The 7,420-nt window shown below is 58.3% G+C and carries 7 protein-coding genes and 1 pseudogene; 1 reads left to right on the forward strand and 7 read right to left on the reverse strand.

The window, feature by feature from the left end:
* Window positions 1–11 precede the first annotated feature (11 nt).
* From BEN49_RS14550 to BEN49_RS14580, 7 genes and pseudogenes are all read right to left on the reverse strand, one after another.
* On the reverse strand, window positions 12–311 hold the full coding sequence (locus BEN49_RS14550; protein ID WP_070744575.1) for a hypothetical protein: 300 nt from the start codon (window positions 309–311) through the stop codon (window positions 12–14).
* 227 nt (window positions 312–538) lie between these two features.
* Window positions 539–892, reverse strand: a pseudogene (locus tag BEN49_RS30580) (YkvA family protein); the annotation flags it as partial.
* Between the two features lie 55 nt (window positions 893–947).
* On the reverse strand, window positions 948–2,162 hold the full coding sequence (locus tag BEN49_RS14560; RefSeq protein WP_070744579.1) for a hypothetical protein: 1,215 nt from the start codon (window positions 2,160–2,162) through the stop codon (window positions 948–950).
* A 72-nt stretch (window positions 2,163–2,234) separates the two neighbouring features.
* Window positions 2,235–3,068: a type 1 glutamine amidotransferase gene (locus BEN49_RS14565; protein WP_070744581.1), complete on the reverse strand. Its 834-nt coding sequence runs from the start codon at window positions 3,066–3,068 to the stop codon at window positions 2,235–2,237.
* Between the two features lie 96 nt (window positions 3,069–3,164).
* Window positions 3,165–4,268, reverse strand: coding sequence for a carboxylate-amine ligase (locus tag BEN49_RS14570; protein WP_070744583.1), 1,104 nt, complete (start codon window positions 4,266–4,268; stop codon window positions 3,165–3,167).
* A 131-nt stretch (window positions 4,269–4,399) separates the two neighbouring features.
* A complete protein-coding gene (locus tag BEN49_RS14575) occupies window positions 4,400–5,596 on the reverse strand; it encodes an ATP-grasp domain-containing protein (protein ID WP_083326114.1) in 1,197 nt (398 codons plus the stop codon).
* 41 nt (window positions 5,597–5,637) lie between these two features.
* On the reverse strand, window positions 5,638–6,342 hold the full coding sequence (locus tag BEN49_RS14580; protein ID WP_070744585.1) for an esterase family protein: 705 nt from the start codon (window positions 6,340–6,342) through the stop codon (window positions 5,638–5,640).
* A 180-nt stretch (window positions 6,343–6,522) separates the two neighbouring features.
* On the opposite strand from BEN49_RS14580, the gene BEN49_RS14585 reads away from it, so the two are divergent.
* The coding region (locus tag BEN49_RS14585; RefSeq protein WP_070744587.1) for an alpha/beta hydrolase at window positions 6,523–7,420 on the forward strand (898 nt) is incomplete at its 3' end.

Here is a 7,420-nt window from a genome sequence, read left to right on the forward strand (position 1 = left end):
GGGGCCCAACCCTAATTCAGGCCAATAATGGGAAATCGGGTAGCCACCGAGTCGAAAATAAACAGCTCATCAATTTCAATGCCGAGGAAATAGCGGTACAGCGGAAACTTCTCCACGATGCCGCGCACCGCTCCCGTATCGTCGCCGTTGATGGTCACCCAGCCCCGGCGGCGGTCGGCGCTGATGGCGTATGCTTCGATGACTTTTTCCGATAGCAGGCGGTTAATTACCGAGCGGTGGCGGGGAATGAGCGCCAGAAATTCGTCTTCATAGGTATCTGGTAGCGAGATGGTAACGACGAACGTAGGCATGGTAAGTAGAAAATCAGCCCCGAAAAAATGCCAGGTTGTTAAATGCCAGGTTGTTAATGAATAGAAGGTGCCTACGAGTGGCCCAGTTCGGCTACGGCGGGTAGCGTGGCATCGCCGCGGGCGGGTTCCGCCGCCGCATCGGGCTCGTCAATTAAGTCGCCTTCCTGCGATTTTTCCCAATCGTGAAACTTGGTAATTTCAACCTGGAACTTGCCCACAAACCAGCTCACTAAGCTCAAGTCGTCGAGGAAGCCAATGACGGGAATGAAATCGGGAACTAGGTCAATTGGCGACAGCACGTATAACAGCACAGCCAGCCCCGACACGACGGTGGTACCCGAAACCTCACGGTAATCGCCGCTGACGTAGCGGCGCACCAGCCGCACCAGCGTCATGGCTACGTTCAGCAACTGCTTGAACTTGTTGTCCTTACTTTCCTCGTCGGATAGCTTGGTCGCTACCTCGTTTAAAACAGTAATTACTTTGAACGGCCGCCCCAGAAGCTTGGTGGCACGCTTAATAAAAAAGTTAAAGGCGGCGTTTTTGGAGATGCGAAGGCCTTTTTCAGCGAGGCTGGACATGGTATACGGTCGGTGAATTAATGAGCCGGATACGCACAACCGCCGCCGGATGTTCCTACGGCTGCGCCGCCGCAGGCGCGGCCCGCTCAAACATCGGGGTAGTGCCCCCCACCCAATCCTTGTCCTTGTTAAAATCGACGCCGATCATGGCGCCGCGGCTCAGGCGGGTCAGGCCGGTGAGCAGGCGCGGACGGGACTCGCCGCGCTGCCACACGTACAGCAGTCGGATTTCGCACTTTACCAGCCCGTCGGGGGATTGTATAACGGGAGCATATGCGACTTTGCGCTGCAACAAATAGTGCGCCTTATTGGGCAAGGCATCAAGATCGGCGGCGGTAACATCCAGCTTCACACCGGCTCCGGCAAACGAGTAAAGTGGCTTCAACACGTAGTTTTCCAAGTCGGCCGGGTACTCGGCCAGGTCGCTCACGTAGTGACTGGGCGGTACGAAGGGGCCCCGCAGCAGCGGCATTGTAAACTTGCTGATGCGAAAAAACCAGTTGGGGTGGCCCACCCATTTCACGTCCACTTCATCGGTCAAATTAAACTCGGTTTTTAATTCCGGGTGGCGCGCTAGCTCATCGAAAATAATCCGGTTATAAATACGCTTGATTGGAATTTCACGCCCGTCTTTTTCATAAAATAATTGCCGGCCTTTTTTGCGAATATTGCCCAGATGAATCGCATCAATACCCCACGATTTTTTCGACAGTGCGAAATCAACCCGCGTCTTTTGTAGTTCAGGAAATAATTCTAGCAGCACCACGTTTTCGGCCGCTTCGTCGCCCAGAATTAATTGGCGCATCTGCGCATGGTACGCCTCCGCATCGGGCACACCCAGAAACGGCGACACGCCATTAGCGATGGGGTAGTGCTGGCGAAAAACGCCAGGTAGCCAGGCCTGGAAGGCGTATAGAGATGGAAAGCCTTGTAGCTCAATTAGTTGTGGCTCAAGCTCGTCCTGTGCATCGCGGCACACAGCAAAATCAAACGTCAAGAACTCCGGCCGCTCGTCTTCGTTCGGCACGCGCTGGTGGGGCGGAATGGCCGCCTCGGTGCGGGCCTTGAAATCGGACTGCGCAATGACGTCGATGATGTTCTCACCGGCAGCAATTAATTTATCGCGCAATCCAGCGGGCACAAATACCGGCGTTTCGGCCACCCGGAAGTCCAACTGGCCGGGCAGTTGTTGGTCCATGTCGGCCATCATTTCCCGGTAAGTATCCGACGAAAACGCAGCGTTGAAAACCTGGCGGTAGGCGGGAATCATAAGCGAAGCGGGGCTGAATTAAATGGGCCGAATAATTAATGATTTCTAATTAATTATTCGGAAGAAAATTAACTAATTAACAGCGGCTAGTTCGGGGGCAAGCTGGGCCATGGCCAAGCGCAGAAATGTGGGCACCACAATCCCTTCGGTGAGTTCGATGGTAGTAGGGTCGGCGAGTAGGCGCACCATTTCGTCGTACTTGTCTTCGCCGTAAGCGGTGATTACCTGCTGCTTGCGCTCGTCGGTAAGCATGTAGCGAAGCATGCCTTCGCCGTCGGCTTCGGGGTGGAACTGGGTGCCGAGTACCTCGGGCGAGAAGCGGATGGCCATTACGGCGCGGGCCAGCGCCACGTGGGGGCGCTCTTTTTCGAGGCACAGAATTTCAGCTCCCAGGGCCCCCAGCCGTTCCAAATTGGGGTGAGTGAGCTGGTAATCACGCGAGTCGACGGCGAAAAACGGCTCTGGTAGGGCCCCTAGCACAGGGTCGGCGTGGCCGGCGTCGGTGAGGTGCACGGGCATCACCCCAAACGAAGTGGACTTGCGCTGGCTCAGCTCGCCGAGGCCGAAGTGGCGGCTCACGAGCTGGAACGAGTGGCAAATTAGCAGCAGGTGCTTGCTGGGCCCTGACGTTTGGTTGTGGGCAAATAATTCATCAATCAGCTGAAAGTAACCGCTTTCCCAGGCCTCAGCGGTGGCCAGCGGGCTGCCGGGGCCCCCGGAGGAAATAAAAATATCAAAGTCGATGAGGCGCGGGAGTTGGTCCTGGCCGCGCACGTCGAAGGTTTCGGTGGCAAAGTGGATGCCGTGGTCGGCCTCGGCGCGGCGAATGAGCTGGCGAATGCAGCGCATGCCCTCGTTGGCCGCGCCCATGTACATATCCAGGATAGCTAAGCGAATAGTTTTCATAAAGCAAGAAATTGGTAATCAACAGTAAAAGGGAAAATAAGCAAAACAGAAACGCCAACCAAGCGGCTGGCGTTCTAGTTTGGAAAAGCCCCAAAATTACAACCCGTGCGTGGTTTCGGACAAGATGTAGTCCACAACCTTGGTCAGATCGCCGGTCTGGTGGAAAACAGCGAGCTGGCGGTCGGCGCCGGTGCCCATTTCCAGCATTTTCAGCACGTACTCCACTTCGTGGCGGCTGCCGAGTTCGTCCAGTACATCATCCACAAAATCAAGTAGTTCAAGGATAAGTTGGCGGGCCGGCTTTTCTTCCTGCGTGCCAAAGTCAATGAGCGTGCCGCTGATGCCGTAGCGAGCGGCGCGCCACTTGTTTTCCTTGATGAGGGCGCTGCGGTACACCCGAAAATTCAGGTTTTGCTCCTTTAACTTATAGATTTTAGCTACGAGCGCCTGCATGACGGCCGCCACGGCGATGGTTTCGTCGGCGCGCATCATCATGTCGCAGATGCGGTATTCGATGGTATCGAAGAAGGGGTGCAGGCGAATGTCCCACCAGATTTTCTTGCCGTTGTCGATGCAACCGGTCTTTATCAGGAGCGCCAAAAACTCATCGTAGTCGCTGGCACTGTGAAAAAAGCCGGGGATGCCGGTGCGTGGGAAGCGCTCAAATACCTTGGTCCTAAAGGACTTATAGCCCGTTTCGCGGCCTTCCCAAAACGGCGAGTTGGTGCTGAGCGCGAACAGGTGCGGCAGGAAATAGCGCAGGGCGTTCATCATGTACACGCCCAAATCACGGTTTTCGATGCCAACGTGCACGTGCATCCCAAACACGAGGTTTGAGCGGGCGGCCTCCTGCAATTCCTCCACAATTTTATCATAGCGGGCATCGGGCGTAATGGGCTGGTCTTGCCAGCGCGAAAACGGGTGCGTACCCGCCGCCGCGATTTTCAAGCCCACGCGGTCGGCCAGTTCAATTACTTGGCGGCGTAGGTGCACCACTTCGGTCCGCGCCTCGTCAATATTCTTGCAAATATTGGTGCCGACTTCCACCACCGACTCGTGCATTTCGGCCTTCACCTGCTCGTGCAGGGTGATTTTGCCGTCCTCCACAATTTTCGACATGTGGGAGCGCAAGTCGCGGGTGATGGGGTCGATGGTTTGGAATTCTTCTTCAATTCCGAGGGTGAAAACTGGCCGGGCCATAGCAATTAAACTACTGAAAATGAGAAGAAAGTCCCTGGGTTAGTTCCTGAGTGCCAAAGCACCGCCATAAAAAGGGCCGCCGCCACGTGCAACGGCGGCCCTTTTTGGGCAGAGGCACCAAGAAGAGGCGATTATTTTTTGGGCGCCGGCTTTTTGGGCTTGGCCGGTGCTCCGCCAGCCGGAGCTGCCTTAGGAGCTGATTTGGGCTTGGGGGCAGGCTTGGGCACGCTGCCCGTGGGCGCTTCAGGCTTGGGAGCGCCGGACTTTTTGGGCGCGGCGGCTTTTTTAGGGGCTGCTGGGGCCCCAGTTGCGCCCAAATCATTGGTTTCGTGCACGGAAGCACCTACTTTCGCCTTGCCAGCGGCCGATGGAGCAGCCACTTGGCTAGCTGATTTCTGCACAAACGTGCCCCAGGTGAGGTTGGTAGTGCCAGGCTGCTGGGCCTGGGCCCGCGCAATGGCGAGGTTAGCGGCGTGCTCTACCACCCACTCAAAGTTCTCGGGCCCCACCGAGTTAATGTCGGCATCGGGGGCAGGGTTGCCAAAATCAATGGCGATGGGAATGCCGTCACGCACCGCAAACTCCACCGTATTAAAGTCATAGCCCAGGCCCTGGCACAGGCGCAGGGTGTAGTCTTTCACGGTAGCGAGCAGCTTTTCGCCGGCTTCGCCCTGGGTTTTCATCTCAGTTTGGTAGCGCTGGTGAAATTCGTTGCGCGGCTCATAGGGCATGATGAGCACGTCTTTGCCGCCCAGGCAGTAGCACCGGAAATAGTCGGTAAAATCGACTGCTTCCTGGTACAGCATCACTAGCTGGCCGGTTTCTTCGTAGGCACTCAAGGCCTCGTAGGGGTTGTCGACCTTATACACACTTTTCCAGCCGCCACCTGAGTGAGGCTTCATGAAGGCCGGAAAGCCAATTTTCTCAAAGGCCTTTTCCCAATCGAACAGGTTGAGGTTGCGAAACGAGTTTTCGCTGGTGTCGTCGGGGCGGTGCTTGCTGGGCAGCAGCAGGGTTTTGGGCACGGGCACGCCGAGCTGCACGGCCAGGGCGTTGTTGAAGAATTTCTCGTCGGCGCTCCACCAAAACGGGTTGTTAATCACGTCGGTACCCGTGAGGGCGGCGTTCTTGAGGTAGGCGCGGTAGAAGGGTACGTCCTGCGAAATCCGGTCGATGATGACGGCGTAGTCGGTGGGCACGGCTTGCTCGACGTGGTCGATTTTGACAAATTCGGCGGTAATGCCATCGACGGCTTTCTGATTCACGCGGTCGACGAAAGCCTGCGGAAAGGTGTTTTCCTGGCCAAAGAGGATGCCAATTTTTTTCATGATAAGAAGCGTTTGGGTGTGTTTAAGAAGAGAAGCTCAGGCTAAATCGTGTTCAGGTACTGCGGAAACATTTCGCGCCATATTGGCCAGTCGTGGGTGCCGTAGGGGTTCACGTCGAGGCGGTACGGGATGCCCTTGCGGCCCAGCAGGGCGGCCATCTGGTAATTCGATTCCTTACAAAAATCGTGTTCAGCCGTGCACATGTTGATGTTCATCCACTGGAAATGCTCGCTGTGGGCCCCGGGCATGAACTCGGGCGGGTTGTTGTAGTATACGTTCTCGTCGTGGTAGCCGCCGAGGAACTGGCGGATATCGAAGGCCGCGCCCATTGTGAACAGGTGGGCCACTTGGTCGGGGTGCCGGAAGGCGAAGTTGAGCGCGTGGTAGCCGCCGAAGCTGCACCCGGCCACCGCAATCTTGTCCACGTGACACTCCTGCTGGAGCTGCGGCACGAGTTCTTCGCAGAGAAAACGGTCGTAGAAAACGTGGTTCTGCACCCGCACCGCGGGCTCTAAGTGCTTGGCGTACCACGAGTACTGGTCGATGCTGTCGATGCAGTACAGTTTCACGCGGCCGGCTTCTATAAGCGGGCGGGCGGCCTCGACGAGGTTGAAATCGCGGGCCTCGTAGTGGCGGCCGCCCGAGGTGGGGAAAATAACTACGGGGTAGCCCCAGGTGCCAAACACGAGCATGTCGATGTCTTGGCCGAGGTGGTGCGAATAAAAGCGGCGGTGCTGTTCTTGCAAAATCGGGGGGCGGGGGAAGAAGCATGGAGGGCCAGCAGGGACCGGCCGGTGCGGCAAACTAGCAAGAAAATTATTAGCCGTAGTAATAAAGTAAGAAATAAAGGGGCAGGCCCTGCCCACTGGTGGGGGCTCCAGCCAGGGGTTGTACGGTAAGTGCCGGGGCTGCCGTTACTTTGCCGCATGGTTGTGGTGAATGCAGACGCGGCGTTGCTAGCCGTGCGGCAGCACGAAGAAGTGCTGGCGTCGGAGTTTTTGGGCCGCCCGGTGGCGGTGAGTGTGCTGCTGCCCCCCGGCCATGATATGGCCCGGCCCGCGCCCTACCCTGTGCTCTACCTCAACGACGGCCAGGACCTGGAGCGCTTGTACCTGCGCGCCACGCTGGCCGCGTTGTGGGACCAGGGGGCCCTGGGGCCCTTCGTGTTGGTGGCGCCTCACGCCAACGAGCAACGCCTGCACGAGTACGGCATTGCCGGCCGGCCCGACTACAACGGCCGCGGCAACCGCGCTGAGGCCTACACCGACTTTGTGCTGCGCGAGCTGCTGCCCTGGGCCCAGGCCCAGTTCCGCGCCACGGCCGACCCCGCCGACGCCGTATTCGCCGGGTTCTCGCTGGGTGGGCTGATGGCTTTTGATGCCGTGTGGCACCACCCCGAGGCTTTTGCGCGGGCGGGGGCCTTCTCGGGCTCGTTCTGGTGGCGCGGGCGGGCCGTGGGCGATGGCTACACGCCCGCCGACCGCCTTATGCACCAGCAGATTCAGGCGCGGCCGGCGCACCCCACCCACGCCTTCTGGCTGCAAACCGGCACCCTCGACGAGCGCAACGACCGCAACGAAAACGGCGTCATCGACGCCATTGAGGACTCTCTGGACCTCGTGGATGCCTTGCGCACTCAAGGGCTTGATATTGCCCGGCAGCTGCGCTACGTGCAGGTGGAGGGCGGCCACCATCACCCCGATACCTGGGGCCGGGTGCTGCCCGATTTCCTGGCCTGGGCGTTTGGGGCCCCCGCCGTGGCGGCCGCGCTGCCGCCGCCGCTGCCCGTGGTGCGCCTGCATCTCGATCCCGCACCTGGCCCCC

Origin of the sequence: Hymenobacter coccineus (genome assembly GCF_001816125.1) — a bacterium.
Classification (GTDB): Bacteria; Bacteroidota; Bacteroidia; order Cytophagales; family Hymenobacteraceae; genus Hymenobacter; species Hymenobacter coccineus.

Bases quoted from the DNA above. Each gene is read 5' to 3' on its own strand.
- BEN49_RS14550 (WP_070744575.1), bottom strand. From the start codon at position 311: ATGCCTACGTTCGTCGTTACCATCTCGCTACCAGATACCTATGAAGAC.
- BEN49_RS14565 (WP_070744581.1), bottom strand. From the start codon at position 3,068: ATGAAAACTATTCGCTTAGCTATCCTGGATATGTACATGGGCGCGGCC.
- BEN49_RS14570 (WP_070744583.1), bottom strand. From the start codon at position 4,268: ATGGCCCGGCCAGTTTTCACCCTCGGAATTGAAGAAGAATTCCAAACC.
- BEN49_RS14560 (WP_070744579.1), bottom strand. From the start codon at position 2,162: ATGATTCCCGCCTACCGCCAGGTTTTCAACGCTGCGTTTTCGTCGGAT.
- BEN49_RS14575 (WP_083326114.1), bottom strand. From the start codon at position 5,596: ATGAAAAAAATTGGCATCCTCTTTGGCCAGGAAAACACCTTTCCGCAG.